We start from the raw sequence: 15,868 nt of genomic DNA, 5'->3' as shown, positions 1-15,868 counted from the left end.
AGAAAATTATATATTTGAAGTGCCCGAAATTTTCTAAATAATTAACCTATGAAAAAAACTATTCTTCCGATTGTAGTTTTGATGTTTTTGCTTTCCTGCGGAAAAAGCGAAAAAAGTTCTAAAGAAGCAGAAATTCAGAATCAGGAGTTGCTTTCTCAAAATGAAACGAACAATGATTTAAACCAAAAGCAGTTTAAAAAACTCGTTTTTAAGAATCTGGATGATATCAAAGATTCAGAAGAATTAAATCTAAATCTGCTTTCTAAAGTCGCTTCTAACTTAAAAATCAAATATTCTAATATTAAAATAGACAAAACAAGTTCTATTAACTACGACGATAAAACTGCATTTTTTGTTCTTACGACTGTTGAACATAAAAAGAATAAGAAATCTGATGAGTTTGAAGATTTAGGAAATTATTTGCAGCGTAAATATTTATTCGTAAATAGAGAAGACGGAAGTATAATCGCAGAAGAATTTGATGATAATTTAGGTTATTATGATAATGAAGCAATTCGGTTTTCGAAATCACATATCTTAAAAGATTTGGTTTATTTAAATGAAAGTACGCCGGCAATTGCCTTTTATACAGAAGCCAATGCAAGCAGCAGAATCGTACTATATTCTGAACAGAAATTTACATTGGTGACTTTAGCCGACAAAGAAATTAAAAAAGTGCTGTACGAATATCCAATTCGAATGACAAATGGAGATTCTAACGGAGGTGGAACTTATCAAATCGAAACTTTAGAAACAGGAATGAGTTTTGGAGATCATAAAACAAATGGCTTTTATGACTTAATTGTGACCAAGAATTTTTCATATGAAGAAGCTGTAGAAGCTGATTCAGAAAAAGCTTTGGCAGAAGAAATAAATCTGAAAACTAAAAAAGAATCTGAAAAATTAAAGTTTAACGGCAGGGAATATGCTTTTCATAGAGACGAAAGACATCGCTTTCTGGAGTAAAATTTAGAGATTTGAAATAATAACAAGAGCACTTTTATAGTGCTTTTGGTGTTTATAGGCGATTTCAGTTTTCCTTATAAACTTTGTCCTATTGTTAACAAACATTTCCTTAAATTTGCTTCCGTTATAAAAAATACAATAGTTATAAAAATCAAGCTATGTTACAAATTGCATTTATTAGAGAAAATCAAGAGAAAGTAATCAAAGCTTTAGCAAAGCGAAATATCGATGCTAAAAGCGTTGTTGAAGAGGTGGTTCAATTAGACGAAAATCGTCGTGCTGCACAGGTGGAATTAGACAATACTTTATCAGAATCTAATAAATTGTCCAAAGATATTGGTGAATTGATGAAAGCTGGTGAGAAAGCTAAAGCAGCAATCTTAAAAGAAAAAACAGTTTCACTAAAAGAAAAAAGTAAAGAACTGAGCGAAAAAGCAGAAGCTTTGGCTGTTGAGTTAACCAATAAATTATACACATTACCAAATCTTCCGGCAGATATCGTTCCTGAAGGAAAAACGCCGGACGACAATTTGAATGTTTTTCAAGAAGGAGATATTCCTGTTTTGCACGAAGGCGCACAGCCTCACTGGGAATTGGTAAAGAAATACGATATTATCGATTTTGAATTGGGTGTAAAAATTACTGGAGCAGGATTTCCTGTTTATAAAGGTAAAGGAGCTCGTTTACAGCGTGCTTTAATCAACTACTTTTTAGATAAAAATACAGCTGCAGGATACAATGAAGTGCAGGTGCCGCATTTGGTAAACGAAGCTTCTGGTTACGGAACTGGACAATTACCAGATAAAGAAGGGCAGATGTATCATTCTACAATTGACGATTTATATTTGATCCCAACGGCTGAGGTTCCGGTTACTAATTTATTTCGAGATGTTCTTTTGACAGAAACAGAATTACCGGTTTTATATACAGCTTACACACCATGTTTTCGTCGTGAAGCGGGTTCATACGGAGCTCACGTTCGCGGATTAAACCGTTTACACCAATTTGATAAAGTAGAAATCGTTCGTGTTGAACACCCTGAAAAGTCTTATGAAGCGCTTGACGGAATGGTAGAACATGTAAAAGATATTTTAAAAGAATTAAAATTGCCTTACAGAGTTTTACGTCTTTGCGGAGGCGATATGGGCTTTACATCTGCTTTAACGTATGATTTTGAAGTGTTTTCTACAGCACAAGACCGCTGGTTAGAAATTAGTTCTGTCTCTAACTTTGAAACTTTCCAGGCAAACCGCTTGAAATTGCGTTTTAAAGACAAAGACGGCAAAAATCAATTGGCGCATACGCTTAACGGAAGTTCATTAGCACTTCCTAGAGTTTTGGCCGGAATTATTGAAAATTACCAAACTCCAGAAGGAATCGTAATTCCAGAAGTTTTACGCCCATACTGCGGATTTGATATTATAAACTAGTTTTTTAGTTTTCAGTCGCAGTTTTCAGTCACAGTTAGATATTGTCACTGAAAACTGCGACTGTAACTGAAAACTAAAAACTACTACTTATGAAGAACGGAATATTAAACTGGAACGTTGATCCCGTTATTTTCTGGATTACAGATAGTTTCCCATTAAAATATTACGGAGCTCTCTTTGCCACCGGACTTCTTTTAGGTTTCTACATTGTTAGAAATATTTATAAGAAAGAGAATCTTTTGCTAGATAACCTAGATACTTTATTGATTTATGTAATTGTCGGAACCGTTTTGGGTGCCAGATTAGGACATTGTTTCTTTTACGAACCAGAATATTTTTTCAAACATCCGATAGAAATCCTTTTGCCAATTCAGAAAATAAAAGGGGTTTATCAATTTGTGGGTTACCAAGGTTTGGCAAGTCACGGAGGATCTATTGGAGTTATTACTGCGATGATTTTATATTGCCGCAGATACAAAGTACAATTCTTAGGACTTTTAGATAAAATGGCAGTTGCAGTTCCTGTAACGGGTACATTTATCAGATTAGGGAATTTTATGAATTCTGAAATCTACGGAAAACCTACCAATGGAAATTGGGGAGTTGTCTTTCAAAGAGATGATTTAATTCCGAGACATCCAACGCAATTGTACGAAGCTTTTGCTTATTTATTGATCTTCGGGATTCTGTTTTACATGTACAAATCGGAAAAAATTAGAAATGCACAGGGATTAATCTTTGGAACTTTCTTAACTTTATTATTCTCAGCTAGATTCATAATTGAATTTTTTAAAGAAAATCAAGAAGCTTTTGAGAATAGTATGCTTATTAATATGGGACAGATTTTAAGTATTCCGTTTATATTAATTGGTTTAGCTCTGATTTTTTGGAAAACTCGAAAAGTCACAGTTGACAATGACAGTTTACAATTTAATGAGACTGAAAACTGAAAACTAATACAGGCTGAAAATTAAAAAAACATGAAAAACATCTTCATTTATATTGTTTTACTATGGTCTACTTTTTCATTCGCACAAAATGAACAATTAGCCCAATATTATTACGACAAAGGTGATTTCGATAAAGCCAAAATTAGTTACGAAGAGCTTTTAAAAAGTTCGCCTTCCAATACTCAGTATTTTTTAAGAGTGGTCGATTGTTACCAGCAATTACAGCAGTTTGCCAATGCCGAAAAAGCAATTCAAGAGCGTTACAATCGCTATAAACAAGGTGTTTTTTTAGTTGAATTAGGCTATAATTTTCAATTGCAGAAAAACGATTCGAAAGCCAAAAATTATTACGAACAGGCAATTGAAAAAATAAAAGTAAATCCAAATGATGTTTACGGAGTTGCCAATTCATTTGAGAAGAAAGTATTGTTAGAATATGCTTTAAAAGCCTATCAAACCGCAATGCAGATTCAGCCCAATTTCAATTTCAATTTTCAAATTGGAATGTTGTACGGACAGTTAGGAAAAACCGATCAAATGATCGATTTATTATTGACAGAATCTTTTACAAATCCGCAGAATACCAATTTGATCCAGACGCAATTGTCCCGATTTATGAATGGTGAAACGGATAATACGGCTTTTAAAGATGCCATGCGAAAAGCTTTAATCTTGAAAACCCAAAAAGATCAAGACGTTTTCTGGAACCATTACTTAAGCTGGTTTTATGTACAGCAGAAAGAATTCGGAAAAGCATTTATTCAAGAAAAAGCAATTTACAAACGTGAGCCAGAATCATTGATGAGTATTGTCAATTTGAGTCAGTTTGCGATGAATGAAGACGATGATGAAACGGCTGTAGAAATTCTGAATTTCATTCTTCAAAACACCAAAGATTTAGATTTATTGATTCAATCGAATGCTTATTTGATGCAGATTAAGATTGATAACGCTCAGGAAAAAGATTATCCAGCCATCAATCAGGAATTGCAGCAATTGTTGGCAACTTACGAAATCAATCCTTTTAGTTTATCTTTGCAGCTTATTCAGGCACATTTTCTAGCTTTTAATTTAAAAAAACCTGAAGAAGGAAAGGCAGTTGTCAAAAAGGCTTTAGAATTAAATTTAAACGAATATCAAAAAGCCGATGCCAAAATGGAGCTGGCAGATATTCTGCTTTTGGAAGAAAAATACAATCAGGCGCTTATCTATTATTCACAGATTCAATTGGATTTAAAGAATGATGTAATGGCGCACGAAGCCAGTTTAAAAGCAGCCAAAACAAGTTATTACAAAGGTGATTTTGAATGGGCAAATAAACAATTTAAAGAACTAAAGGCAGCCAATACGCAGTTAATTGCCAATGACGCTTTAGAATATTTTCTTTTAATTAATGATAATACCGCTGCAGATTCGACTCAAGTAGCATTGAAACAATTTGCAAAAGGAGATTTTCTAATTTATCAGAATAAAAAACAAGAAGCGATAACGCAGTTTCAGAATATCTTGAAAACTTATAAAGGGCAAGAGATAGAAGCCGTAACATTATTGCGTTTAGGAAAAGTTTACGAAAGCCAGAAAGATTTTGCTTTGGCTTTAAGCCAATACCAGCAGATTATTGACAATCACAGCGACGGAATTTACGTTGATGAAGCGCTATTTTTCTCAGCTGAAATTTATAACGACGAACTAAAAGATACAGAAAAGGCCAAGCCTTTATATGAAAAGGTAATTTTTAACCATCAAGACAGTATTTACTTTGTTGATGCGAGAAAAAAGTACCGCGAGTTAAGAGGGGATAAGAATTTATAAATTCTAATATTTTAAATTCCAAATTCCAAACTGAAAAGAATTAATAATGAGATCATTTTAAGTTTAGAGAAAAAACTCAGAACCTTAGAATCTTAGCATCTCAGAACCTTAGAAAAAAATGATTATTTACAACGTTACCACAAACATACACGAAAGCGTTCACGACCAATGGCTAAAATGGATGCAGGAAAAACACATACCAGAAATTCTGGCTACTAATAAATTTTCATCGGCTAGAATTGTAAAAGTTTTGGTTGAAGAAGAAATGGGCGGAATTACGTATTCTGTTCAATATGTAACAGACAGCAAAGAAACTTTGGATAAGTTTTATATCGAAGATGAACCAGAATTTCACAGAGAAGCTTTGGGGTTATTTGCGGATAAAGTGCTTTCTTTCAGAACAGAGTTAGAAGTTATTTCGGAACACTAGGTTTTAGTATTCAGTCACATTCGCAGTTTTTAGTATTATAATTGAGAAGAAAAAACTAAATATTTGTGTCTTTGTCCCGATAGCTATCGGGATTGTGGCAAAAAAAGCAAAAAAATAAAGCTTTGTTTCTTAGTGCCTTTACAGCAAAAAGAATACTTTTGCGCCCTCGCGGCAAACAAGATATAAAATGGAAAAAGTAAAAGCCAAAAAACATTTAGGACAGCACTTTCTTAAAGACGAAAGCGTGGCAAAAGCTATTGCAGACACTTTAAGTCTGAAAGGGTACGATGAGGTTTTAGAAATAGGACCAGGGATGGGTGTGCTTACTAAGTATTTGCTTGAAAAGCCAATTACGACACATGTTATAGAAATCGATACAGAATCTGTAGCGTATTTGGACGCACATTATCCAAAATTAAAAGACAAAATTATCTCTCAGGATTTCCTGAAGTATAACATAAATGAAGTTTACCAAGACAAACAGTTTGCTATAATTGGAAACTTTCCGTACAATATTTCTTCACAGATCGTTTTTAGGACATTAGATCTTAAACATCAGATTCCAGAGTTTTCTGGAATGTTTCAGAAAGAAGTTGCTGAGCGTATCTGCGAAAAGAAAGGCTCAAAAACGTACGGAATATTATCAGTTTTAGCTCAGGCTTTCTATACTACAGAGTATCTGTTTACGGTTGATGAAAACGTTTTTATTCCTCCGCCCAAGGTCAAGTCGGGTGTGATGAGAATGACCCGAAAGGAAGATTACAGTCTTCCTTGCAGCGAAAGACTATTTTTTACAGTTGTAAAAACCGCCTTTCAGCAGAGACGAAAAACATTACGTAACAGTTTGAAAACATTAAATTTATCAGACAAATTGCGAGAAGACACTATCTTTGATAAACGTCCGGAGCAGCTAAGCGTCGATGAATTTATTGAACTAACTCTAAAAATAGAAACCGATGGAGTTCAAAGTTAGTAGAGAATTTATACATCAGTTAGAAGAACTAATCAATAAGAAAAACGACAACGAACTTGAAGTTTTACTTAATGATATGCACCACGCTGATATTGCCGAAATCTTAGACGAATTAGATTTCGACGAGGCCACTTATATCTTTAAGGTTTTAGATAGTGATAAAACAGCCGAAATTCTTCTAGAATTAGAAGAAGATCTGCGTGAGAATATCTTAAGCCGACTTTCACCAAAAGAAATTGCAGAAGAGCTTGATGAGCTTGAAACCAACGATGCTGCCGATATTATCGCTGAACTTTCGCAAGAAATAAAAGCAGAGGTAATCTCAGAGCTGAATGACGTTGAACACGCCAAAGACATTGTTGATCTTTTGCGTTACGACGAAAACACGGCTGGTGGTTTAATGGGAAAAGAGCTTGTAAAAGTAAATGAAAACTGGAACGTCTTGACCTGCGTTAAAGAAATGAGAATTCAGGCAGAGAATGTTTCGAGAGTTCATTCTATTTATGTAGTGGATGATGAAAACCGACTGAAAGGAAGACTTTCTCTTAAAGATCTGCTGACTTCTTCTACCAAAACTCAGATTGGAGAAGTTTACATCCGAAAATTAAATTTTGTAAATGTTGATACAGAAGACGTTGAGGTTGCTCGTATCATGCAGAAATATGACTTAGAGGCGATTCCGGTTGTGGACGAATTAGGTCGTTTGGTAGGAAGAATTACTATTGACGATATCGTAGACGTAATCAAGGAAGAAGCTGATAAAGATTACCAGTTAGCAGCGGGTATTACGCAGGACGTTGAATCGAATGACAGCGTTTATGAATTAACAAAAGCACGTTTACCTTGGCTTTTAATTGGAATGGTGATTGAAATTGTAGCTTCTTTTGTTTTAAAAGGAAACGAAGCAACGTTTCAAAAATATTCTACTTTAATCATTTTTGTGCCTTTGCTTTCAGCAACCGCAGGAAATATCGGAGTTCAGGCTTCGGCAATCGTTGTGCAAGGTTTGGCAAATGGAACTTTAAAAGATTTCAGCCGTGCTTACTTTACTAAAGAAATTACCGTTTCTATGATTTCGGGAAGTATAATCTCATTATTGCTTTTAGGCTATCATTCTGTCATGTATCAGCAGTATTTAGTGGGATTTGCAATTTCGATTTCAATGATTGTAGTGATTTTGTTTGCGGCCACTTTAGGAACTTTAGTACCGCTTTTCTTGAATAAAAATAAAATTGACCCCGCAATTGCGACTGGTCCATTTATCACAACCACAAACGACGTATTCGGAATTATGCTTTACTTCGGCGTGGCCAATTTGATTCTTGGATTTTAGATTTTTGCCACAAATTAGCCGTTTACAGTGATTTAAGATCTCTAAAAACTGCGTAATTTACAGGCGGAAAATATACTGTTAATCAGTTCATCATAAATTCAAACCAAGAAGAATGAAAGTACACATTATTGGAGGAGGAAACCTTGGGGTTTCTATTGCCTTGGGAATCGCTAAATTTTCAAAAAACAACCAAGTTACCGTTACAAGAAGAAACACAGCAAGTATTCAATATTTAACAGAATACGGAATTGCAGTTTCTAACGATAACAAACACAATATTCAAGAAGCTGATGTAGTGATTTTAACCATAAAACCGTATCAAGTCGATACTGTTTTGGCTGAAATTCTGCCAGTTATTCAAAATAAGACAATTGCTTCGGCTGTCAGCGGATTATCGCTTGATGTTTTACAGTCTAAAACAAATAACGAATATCCAGTTGTTCGAATTATGCCCAATATTGCTGCGCAGTTTGGAGAATCGGCAACTTGTATTTCTTTTCCTGAAAAATACGCAGCAAATGCTTCGCCAATTGTTGACTTATTCCAAGATTTAGGAACAGCTCCTGTAATCGACGAAAAATTAATGGATGCAGCGACTGTTTTAGGCGCGTGCGGTACTGCGTATGCATTACGTTATATTCGTGCTTCTATGCAGGCAGGAATCGAGATAGGATTTGATTCTAATACCGCTCTTGCAATTGCGGCTCAAACGGTAAAAGGTGCCGCGAAAATGCTTTTAGAAGAGAAAGTGCATCCAGAACAATTAATCGATCGTGTAACAACGCCGCAAGGCTGTACAATCGTAGGTTTAAACGAAATGGAACACAATGGTTTCAGTTCGTCCTTAATCAAAGGAATTAAGACTTCTTTGAAGCAAATCAAAGGGTAGGTTTTAAAGAAATTCCAAATATTTTTAAATTCCAAATTCCAATTTTATCATTGGGTTTGGGATTTTTTTGTTTTAGATATTAATAGTCTTTTTTCGTTGAACAATATTCTATTATTAAGGCGATTTCTTTTTCTTTTACGTATTCTGTGAATTTTGTTCTGTGATAATCTAATCCCAAATTTTCAATTTTTGCACTATCGATTTTATGATTTTTATTGATTATCCATTTCATAAAAACAATCGAATCTACATTACGTAGTGCTGGTCCAGTACTCCTGGCATCAAGTTTATGACAAGCAGCACAATTTGAATTGAATATTTCTTTTCCTTTTTCTTGATTTTCAGATAAGTTTGCAGTGCCACAAAAAGTGGGAATAGGTGTTTGACAATACCAGTTTTCAGATGCTTTATATGTCTTTATTTCATAGAAGATTGTTCCAACCAATACAATTATAGAAGAAATTGAAATAAATAATATTTGTCGAATTCTATTCACTCGCCTACATTTAAAATTGGAATTTGGAATTTAAAATTTGGAATTATTTACTTCTTAATAAGCTGAATATACTTCAAACCGCATTCAGAAATCTTGGTATACGAATTCATCGCATTCCCGTAATTTTGAATCGTTAAAGTGTCTTTCACATATAAAGCATCAATTCCAACTGGGATTTCTAATTCTTTCGGTGGAATCGAATCATTTTCGTTTTCATTACTAATGTCGCCTTCATATTCATCCCACTGAATTCCTTCTAGAGTTAAATAGTTTTCACCAGAACTACTATGTGAGTAAGTCGCTTTTCCTTTTAAAGTTCGAACACTTGTTTTAAAAACATATTGATAATCATTTTTAATTTTTGAAATGATCAACGATATATTACAATCGCCAGAATCTGTGTAAGTTCCTTCAATTTCATCTTTAGAATTTACTTTTGATACATTTATTTCTTCTTTCAAATTTTTCTCAGAAGAAATCTTTTCTGTTTTCTGATTGCAGGACAGCAGTCCAAAATAGAAAATCAGCAGGAAAAAAAAGCGAATTTTACTCATAACGATTAGATTAGATTGCTGTGTTTTTATTTAAAATATATTTTAAGTAAACAAAACCCAAAAGTCCAGCTAGAAAAGAGGCAATAAGAATCGCTATTTTAGAAAAAACAATTATTTCAGGATTTTTAAAAGCCAAAACAGTTATAAAGATCGACATAGTAAAACCAATACCGCCGAGCATTCCGGCACCTAAAATATGAGTCCATTTTAAGTTTTTGGGCAAAACACATAACCCCGCCGTTACACCAACAGAAGAGAAAAGTAAAATTCCCAGCGGTTTACCAATTACAAGTCCAAGAATAATTCCGTAAGTATTCGCATGGTTCAATCCTGCATGCCAATTTTCGGTAATTGTGAGCGCAGTATTGGCTACAGCAAATAAAGGCAAAATAAAAAAGGCTACCGGCTTGTGCAGAAAATGCTGTAGTTTGTATGAAGATGTTTTCTCGCTTCCATCTCCAAACGGAATTACAAATGCTAAAATGACGCCCGTTATCGTTGCGTGAACTCCGGAGTTGAGCATAAAGTACCACATTACAATTCCTCCAATGATATACGGAATCAAATTGTGAATTTTCATTCGATTTAAAACAAAAAGAAAACCCCAGATTGCCAGAGCGATTCCAAGATTTAGAAATGAGATGGAGGTTGTGTAAAAAATGGCAATTACTATAATAGCGCCCAAGTCATCAATAACAGCAAGCGCCGTTAAAAATACTTTTAAGGAAGCAGGAACTTTATTTCCTAGAAGCGATAAAATCCCAATTGCAAAAGCAATATCTGTTGCCATCGGAATTCCAGCTCCATTTTGGGTTGTAGTTCCGTAATTTAAAACGAGGAAAATTGCAGCCGGAACAAGCATTCCGCCAAAAGCAGCCATTATAGGTAACGAAGCATTCTTTATGTTCGATAATTCACCGTGATAAATTTCGCGTTCCAATTCCAATCCGATTAACAGAAAGAAAATCGTCATTAAGCCGTCGTTAATCCAATCTGTTATAGAATGTCCGGCAATTTCTCTTTCCCAAAATTCTGTATAGTGTATTTGAAAAGAAGAATTGGCCAGATAAAGAGATAAAATCGTGACAAAGAGCAAGATAATTCCTCCTGATTTTTCATTTTCAAAAAAAGCTGTAAAGGTTTTGGTTAATTTCATTTCGGAGAATTCTGAAGATTTATAGATGGATTTATGCAATCCTTGTATTTTCAAAGTTAGAAAAAATCTGACCAATAAAAAAGTTTAGTCGCCAAGTCACAAAAGACTCCAAGTTTATATTCCTTGTTCCAGAAAGAAATCAGTATAAAAAACTTTGCGCCTTTGGACGTTTGCGATATTAAATTAACCGTATTTTTGTTTAGTATAAAATTTGAAAAATAATGAGCATAAAAATTCTTCATATCGACAGCAATAATCCAATACTTTGGAATCAATTAGAAGATGCAGGTTTCGAAAATCACGCTGATTTCAAATCTTCAAAAGAAGAAATAGAAGCAAAAATACAAGATTATAACGGCATCGTAATTCGCAGTCGTTTTAAGATTGATAAGACATTTTTAGACCGTGCAACAAAGTTGCAATTTATTGCAAGAGTCGGTGCAGGTCTGGAAAGTATTGATTGTGAGTATGCTTCTTTGAAAGGAATTCATCTTATTGCTGCTCCAGAAGGTAATCGCAACGCTGTTGCAGAACATTCGCTGGGCGTTATTTTATCTTTATTCAACAACTTAAACCAAGCCGATGCAGAAGTTAAAGCGGGTCAATGGAACAGAGAAAGCAACCGAGGTCATGAACTAGATTTAAAAACTGTCGGTATTATTGGTTATGGAAATATGGGAAAAGCTTTTGCTAAAAAACTGCGAGGTTTTGATACTGAGGTTTTATGTTATGATATTTTGGATAATGTTGGAGACGAAAATGCTAAACAAGTTTCATTAGCAGAATTACAAGAAAAAACAGATGTTTTAAGTCTTCATCTTCCATGGACACCAGAAACGGATAAAATGGTCAATACAAATTTTATAAACGCATTTAAAAAGCCATTTTGGATCATTAATACTTCTCGCGGTAAAAATATAGTTACGGCCGATTTAGTTGAAGCTATGCAAGCAAAAAAGGTATTAGGAGCAGGATTGGATGTTTTGGAGTATGAGAAACTTTCTTTCGAAACACTTTTTCAAGATAAAAATACTCCAGAGGCGTTTCAATATCTTCTGGAAGCAAAAAATGTTCTACTGACTCCTCATATTGCAGGATGGACTTTTGAAAGCCACGAACGTTTAGCGCAGGTTATTGTCGATAAAATTAAAGCAGTTTATAAAGTTAAATAATTTGGTTGTTAAGATTAAATAACGAGTCTTTTCCTGTAAATTTTACTTTTGTTATTAGTTTTATTTGCTGATTTTTAATAATATTGTTTCAAACTTTAAAGAATGGATCTAAATTAATTCTTTGAATTTGTAAAAAGTTGGAATTAATAATTAATTAAATACTGTAAACAATGGAAACTACAAAACCAGAAAGTTGGAATACCCCGTCACAACCAAGACAAGAGAATAAAAAAGTATTAGCTGGAATTATGGGAATTATTTTTGGATATCTAGGTATTCACAAATTTATTTTGGGATATACTCAAGAAGGTATTATACAAATAGTAATTAGTGTAGTTACGTGTGGTGTTGGTGGAATAATCGGATTTATCGAAGGAATTATTTACTTAACAAAATCAGATGAAGATTTTTACCAAACTTACCAAGTTGGTAAAAAAGGCTGGTTTTAAGCTAAACATACATATTAAAAAATCCCATTCAGAAATGAGTGGGATTTTTTTATGTCAAAAAATGTCTTTTTCTATCATAAAAAAAACTTTTAGGTCCTGTACATAGATTCTTAAGTAGGTAATCTTGCACTTTGTTAAAATGATTAATGGAGTAACTGAAAATCCTTAAGAGTAGGGGAATTATAAAGATTTTATTATGTTAGAAATGTACAAAAAAGTAGTTCTGCAGAATTACGCAAATTTTAAAGGAAGAGCTAGAAGAAAAGAATATTGGATGTTCTTTTTGGTAAATATTATAATTGCTTCTATTCTTGGTTTTGTAACGGGATTAATCTCTGAAAATTTAAAAATTATTGGTAATATTTATAGTTTGGCAGTTTTAGTTCCTGGAATTGCTGTGGCGGTTAGAAGAGTCCAAGATGTTGATAAAGAATGGTGGAATATTCTTATTCCATTTTATAATATTTATCTACTTTGTCAAGATGGTACTGTAGGACCGAACCAATATGGAGCAGATCCTAAAAACCGATTAGAAGATATTAGAGAGATTGGTAAAGATCTTAACTAGTTTTTATAAAAAATTGTAATTAAAAAAATCCCATTTGCTTCGGTTAATGGGATTTTTATTTATAAATCCCTCCGCTATAGCGAGCATCTCGCTCTTGTTAGCGGAGGATAATCTTTGCGGGCACGGATTGCAAATCCACGCTCGTGGAGGAGTAAAATATTCAGAACTTAATTTAAATTGTTGGCTCAAGCATCACGTTAGCGCTAGCAGAGGCAAAGAGCAACAAAGAAATATTAATGAGAAGATTTGAAATATCGATTAGTTATAAAATGAAAGGTGTTGATTGGGATACTTTTATGATTAATGAAGAAGATTATTTTTATGAACCTGATGAAAATGGTTATTATAGTATAGAGTCAATTCCAAAATTTGACTCAGCGGTTAATTATATCGAATCTAATAAAAGAAATTCTATAATAAATACTAGGACAGAAATTAAGGATTGCATAACTTTTAAAACTATGGTTTTTAAAGAAATATTTTGGAATAAACAGAATAACAAAATCTGTGGGCAGGAAGATTTTGATGGTAAAAAAGAAATAATAATTACAATGACAATTAAAAAATTTCCCGAAAGATATCAAATAATACGAATGGAAAAAGTAAAAGACTTTTTTGAAGTAGTATATTATACAATAACAGAAGAAGATCAGAATGGATTTGAAATTGAGAATAGAAATGTATTAACAGGTGATATCATCAAATATTAATTTTTATCCACTAGTGCTATCATACCACTCGTGCCCACAACTTAGTATATAATTAAAAATCCCATTTGCTTTTTAAAAACAAATAGGATTTTTTAATTTTTACATCAAAAGATAATCTTAATCTTCCTTCTCAGATAATTTACGCTCTAATTCAATTTGAAACTCTTCAATAACAGGTTTCATAGTGCTTTCTGGAATATCTGCGATTCTAATGTACATTAAACCGTCTACAGCATTATTAAACAAAGGATCGACGTTAAAAGCTACAACTCTTGCATTTTGCTTGATATATTTTTTAATTAAAACCGGCAAACGTAAATTTCCTGGTTCCAGTTCGTCTATTATTTTGTCGAATTTATTTAAGTCAGATTCAGCTTCATCGAAGATAAAGTCTTTATCGGCATCTTTCAGTTTAACTTTATAGGCTTTTTTCGGGTGAATATACTGCGCAATATACGGATCGTAATAATTCGATTTCATAAACTCAATCATCAACGATTTTGAAAAATCAGAAAATTGGTTGCTGATACTTACACCTCCCAATAAATATTTATGTTCCGGATAACGTAAAGTGGTGTGAATAATACCTTTCCATAACAAGAATAACGGCATTGGTTTCTGCTGGTATTCTTTTACGATAAATGCACGGCCCATTTCGATCGATTTGTGCATCATATCGTGCAATTCTGGTTCAAATCTAAAAAGATCTGTCAAGTAGAAACCTTCGATTCCGTATTTCGGATAAATTTCAGCCCCTAATCCCATACGATAAGCACCAGCGATTCGCTTTGTCTCATCATCCCATAAAAACATATGGTGGTAATATTGGTCGTATTCGTCTAAATCTATAGATTCGTTTGTTCCTTCTCCAACTTCACGGAAAGTAATTTCGCGTAAACGTCCTATTTCATGCAAAATATTCGGAATTGATTTCGCTCTAGCGAAAAACACTTCGTAATTTTTACTTTGAAGCAAACGGCAGTCACTGTTTCGAAGAGCCAGAACTTCATCAATCATTTTTGATTCGTTGGCCGGCGTAACAATTTTTTTAGGCGCTTTGGTAATTTTCAAACTAGCAGTGTCGATCAATTTCGTGTCCTTTTCAAAAGGATTTGCCAGCATATAGGTTTTCTTTCTTAAGAATTCTGAGTATTCTTCAAAAGATTCGATTTCGTTTTGCTCGTTTACTGAGATTGGTTTTCCAATACGAACTTTAATAACACGGTCTTTTTGAGTCAAAAGCTCAGATGGCAGTTTTGCAGTACGTAAAGTATCATCGATTTTAGAAAGCCAGTAGAATAATTTACTGTTTTTGGCATGAAAATAAATCGGCACAACCGGAACTTTGGCTTTTCTGATTAATTTCAGCGCGCCTTCTTCCCAAGGTTTGTCAACCACTAATTTTCCATCTTTATAAGTCGAAACTTCTCCGGCAGGAAAAATCCCTAACGGTTTTCCGTCACTTAAATGACGTAAAGTTTCTTTAATACCAATTACACTAGATTTAGCATCCTTGTGATTTTCAAAAGGATTAACCGGCATAATGTATTTTTTCATTGGAACAATTCTGTGTAACAAGAAATTGGCAATGATTTTGAAATTTGGCTCTCTTTCAAGCATCAATTTCAATAATAAAATCCCATCAATCCCACCCAGCGGATGGTTTGAAATAGTAATGTAAGCACCATCTTTTGGCAGACGTTTTAAATCTTCTTCTGGGATTTCGAACTTAATTTCCATTTCGTCCAAAATTCCATTTAAAAACGCAAGGTCTTCCAAATGTTTATTACGGTCATAAATTTTATTAAGGGTAGAGATCTTAAGAACCTTCATAAGAATCCAGCCAGAAAAGGTACCGAAAACTCCGTACTTTTCAACATTTATTGCCTTTGCAACTTCTTTCGCGGTAACTAAACCCATGTACTATTTTTAATTTATTCGAACAGCGAACAAAGATAACAAAAAAGTCTACTTTTCATT

General features: G+C 33.6%; 16 protein-coding genes. 12 read left to right on the top strand and 4 right to left on the bottom strand.

Annotation, left to right across the window (positions count from 1 at the left end; translation table 11 throughout):
• Positions 1–48: 48 nt before the first annotated feature.
• From QMG60_RS03825 to proC, 8 genes are all read left to right on the top strand, one after another.
• Positions 49–966 (top strand): hypothetical protein, encoded by a 918-nt coding sequence (locus QMG60_RS03825; RefSeq protein WP_281866932.1) that lies wholly within the window; start codon positions 49–51, stop codon positions 964–966.
• Between the two features lie 158 nt (positions 967–1,124).
• The gene (gene serS / locus QMG60_RS03820; protein ID WP_057115337.1) at positions 1,125–2,396 is read left to right on the top strand and encodes a serine--tRNA ligase; all 1,272 of its coding nucleotides are present in this window, start codon (positions 1,125–1,127) and stop codon (positions 2,394–2,396) included.
• Positions 2,397–2,485: 89 nt separating this feature from the next.
• Positions 2,486–3,346 carry a prolipoprotein diacylglyceryl transferase gene (lgt, locus tag QMG60_RS03815; RefSeq protein ID WP_281866931.1) on the top strand — a complete coding sequence of 287 codons (861 nt, stop codon included), beginning with the start codon at positions 2,486–2,488 and terminating at the stop codon, positions 3,344–3,346.
• A 30-nt stretch (positions 3,347–3,376) separates the two neighbouring features.
• Positions 3,377–5,158 carry a tetratricopeptide repeat protein gene (locus tag QMG60_RS03810; RefSeq protein WP_281866930.1) on the top strand — a complete coding sequence of 594 codons (1,782 nt, stop codon included), beginning with the start codon at positions 3,377–3,379 and terminating at the stop codon, positions 5,156–5,158.
• Positions 5,159–5,276: 118 nt separating this feature from the next.
• The gene (locus QMG60_RS03805; RefSeq protein WP_281866929.1) at positions 5,277–5,588 is read left to right on the top strand and encodes a DUF4286 family protein; all 312 of its coding nucleotides are present in this window, start codon (positions 5,277–5,279) and stop codon (positions 5,586–5,588) included.
• Positions 5,589–5,775: 187 nt separating this feature from the next.
• Positions 5,776–6,561: a 16S rRNA (adenine(1518)-N(6)/adenine(1519)-N(6))-dimethyltransferase RsmA gene (gene rsmA, locus QMG60_RS03800; protein WP_281866928.1), complete on the top strand. Its 786-nt coding sequence runs from the start codon at positions 5,776–5,778 to the stop codon at positions 6,559–6,561.
• Complete coding sequence (gene mgtE, locus QMG60_RS03795) at positions 6,545–7,894, top strand: magnesium transporter (RefSeq protein WP_057115332.1); 1,350 nt, start codon at positions 6,545–6,547, stop codon at positions 7,892–7,894. The genes rsmA and mgtE overlap by 17 nt, the downstream gene beginning before the upstream one ends.
• A 112-nt stretch (positions 7,895–8,006) precedes the next feature.
• Complete coding sequence (gene proC / locus QMG60_RS03790; protein WP_057115331.1) at positions 8,007–8,783, top strand: pyrroline-5-carboxylate reductase; 777 nt, start codon at positions 8,007–8,009, stop codon at positions 8,781–8,783.
• A gap of 79 nt (positions 8,784–8,862) precedes the next feature.
• On the opposite strand, the gene QMG60_RS03785 is transcribed toward proC, so the two are convergent.
• Genes QMG60_RS03785 through nhaA form a run of 3 tightly spaced genes read right to left on the bottom strand, consistent with a single transcriptional unit; the run spans position 8,863 to position 10,989 of the window.
• On the bottom strand, positions 8,863–9,279 hold the full coding sequence (locus QMG60_RS03785; protein ID WP_281866927.1) for a cytochrome c: 417 nt from the start codon (positions 9,277–9,279) through the stop codon (positions 8,863–8,865).
• Between the two features lie 47 nt (positions 9,280–9,326).
• Positions 9,327–9,833 carry a hypothetical protein gene (locus tag QMG60_RS03780; RefSeq protein ID WP_281866926.1) on the bottom strand — a complete coding sequence of 169 codons (507 nt, stop codon included), beginning with the start codon at positions 9,831–9,833 and terminating at the stop codon, positions 9,327–9,329.
• A gap of 10 nt (positions 9,834–9,843) precedes the next feature.
• Positions 9,844–10,989 (bottom strand): Na+/H+ antiporter NhaA, encoded by a 1,146-nt coding sequence (gene nhaA, locus QMG60_RS03775; RefSeq protein WP_281866925.1) that lies wholly within the window; start codon positions 10,987–10,989, stop codon positions 9,844–9,846.
• Positions 10,990–11,210: 221 nt separating this feature from the next.
• Here nhaA and QMG60_RS03770 point away from each other — a divergent pair, with 221 nt between their 5' ends.
• The 4 genes from QMG60_RS03770 (at position 11,211) to QMG60_RS03755 (ending at position 13,888) form a co-directional block, all read left to right on the top strand.
• Positions 11,211–12,161, top strand: a complete 951-nt coding sequence (locus QMG60_RS03770) for a 2-hydroxyacid dehydrogenase (protein ID WP_281866924.1) — start codon at positions 11,211–11,213, stop codon at positions 12,159–12,161.
• A 170-nt stretch (positions 12,162–12,331) separates the two neighbouring features.
• A complete protein-coding gene (locus QMG60_RS03765) occupies positions 12,332–12,610 on the top strand; it encodes a TM2 domain-containing protein (protein WP_281866923.1) in 279 nt (92 codons plus the stop codon).
• A 196-nt stretch (positions 12,611–12,806) separates the two neighbouring features.
• Positions 12,807–13,178, top strand: a complete 372-nt coding sequence (locus QMG60_RS03760) for a DUF805 domain-containing protein (protein WP_281866922.1) — start codon at positions 12,807–12,809, stop codon at positions 13,176–13,178.
• Positions 13,179–13,414: 236 nt separating this feature from the next.
• Positions 13,415–13,888 carry a hypothetical protein gene (locus QMG60_RS03755; protein WP_281866921.1) on the top strand — a complete coding sequence of 158 codons (474 nt, stop codon included), beginning with the start codon at positions 13,415–13,417 and terminating at the stop codon, positions 13,886–13,888.
• A 117-nt stretch (positions 13,889–14,005) separates the two neighbouring features.
• Here QMG60_RS03755 and QMG60_RS03750 read toward each other — a convergent pair whose 3' ends face one another.
• Positions 14,006–15,808, bottom strand: coding sequence for a lysophospholipid acyltransferase family protein (locus QMG60_RS03750; RefSeq protein WP_281866920.1), 1,803 nt, complete (start codon positions 15,806–15,808; stop codon positions 14,006–14,008).
• Between the last annotated feature and the right edge of the window lie 60 nt (positions 15,809–15,868).

It is taken from the genome of Flavobacterium sp. GSB-24, assembly GCF_027924665.1.
Lineage (GTDB): Bacteria > Bacteroidota > Bacteroidia > Flavobacteriales > Flavobacteriaceae > Flavobacterium.
The sequence above is the reverse complement of the archived record's forward strand: the minus strand, read 5'-3'. Positions and strand labels throughout refer to the sequence as shown.